This window comes from Herminiimonas aquatilis, from assembly GCF_042665175.1.
GTDB classification, from domain to species: domain Bacteria; phylum Pseudomonadota; class Gammaproteobacteria; order Burkholderiales; family Burkholderiaceae_D; genus Oxalicibacterium; species Oxalicibacterium aquatilis.
Map to the genome: position 1 here is coordinate 1 of NZ_JBHTCC010000009.1, position 1,232 is coordinate 1,232.

The window sequence follows — 1,232 nt, forward strand, 5'->3', positions numbered from 1 at the left end:
TGAATCGCCCCGAGTTTCTTAGACACTCGCAAGCCTCTCGAAGTACTGCTTTTCATAGTTGACGGGCGAAAGCCGGTCAGCATGATTATGACGTCGTTTGACGTTGTAGAACATCTCGATGTAATCAAACACATCTGCTCTGGCCTCATCCCGTGTTGCATACACACGGCGCCGGATTCTTTCCCGCTTGAGTAATTGAAAGAAACTCTCGGCAACGGCGTTGTCATGACAGTTCCCTCGGCGACTCATACTCTGCTGCAAATTGTGCGCCTTGAGAAAGCCCTGCCAATCATAGCTACTGAATTGACTCCCCTGGTCTGAATGAACCATGACGGTTTGTTTCGGTTGCCGCCGCCACACCGCCATCAGCAATGCATTCAAGGCTAGGTCTCGCCCCATGCGAGGCCCCATAGACCAACCGATAACCTGACGAGAAAAGAGGTCAATCACTGCTGCCAGAAACAACCAGCCTTCATGCGTGCGAATGTAAGTGATGTCAGTTACCCAAACCTGGTTTGGTTCCGCCACGTCGAACTGTCGATTCAAGTGATTGGGGGCAAAGACAGACGCCATGCCACCACGTGCTCTCGGACGACGGTGATAGCCGGTTTGTGAACGCAGCTTCTCCTGACGCATTAAGCGATAGATACGATGCTTGCCGCAGCTCTCACCCAATTCACGCAGGTCGTCACATACCTTGCGATAGCCATACACCGAACCGCTTTCAAGCCACGATTGCTTGACGTGGCCCAACAGTCTTCTGTCTTCCATCGTGCGTACAGATTCTGGACAATGCTGCCAAGCGTAGTAACCGCTGTAATGCACGCCGATGACTTTGCAAAGTCGCCGCACTGAATAGACCGATGCATGCGCCTTGATGAATGCGTACTTCAACCGGACTCCTTGGCAAAGTACGCGGCGGCCTTTTTTAGAATGTCACGCTCCTCGGTGACCCGTTTGAGCTCTGCTTTTAACTGCCGCAGTTCGACCTGCTGGTCTTTGATGGCATCGCGCTGGGGTGCTGGCACGCTGTATTGTTTAACCCACTGATACAGACTATGGCCGCTGACACCGAGTCGAGCTGAAACATCAACAACAGCATGTCCTCGTTCTGTGACCTGTTTGACTGCTTCAATCTTGAATTCTTCTGTATATCGCTTTGCACTCATAACACCTCCGTTAACCTATAAATTTATAGGCTCAGATGTGTCTAGTAAAGCCGGGGCGATTCA

The 1,232-nt window shown here is 51.5% G+C and carries 1 protein-coding gene; it reads right to left on the minus strand.

The window, feature by feature from the left end:
- Nucleotides 1-18: 18 nt before the first annotated feature.
- A protein-coding gene (locus ACFQO0_RS16890; RefSeq protein ID WP_195876771.1) for an IS3 family transposase occupies nt 19-1,169 on the minus strand; the annotation gives its coding sequence in 2 pieces (ribosomal slippage) (nt 19-932 and nt 932-1,169; 1,152 coding nt in all).
- Between the last annotated feature and the right edge of the window lie 63 nt (nt 1,170-1,232).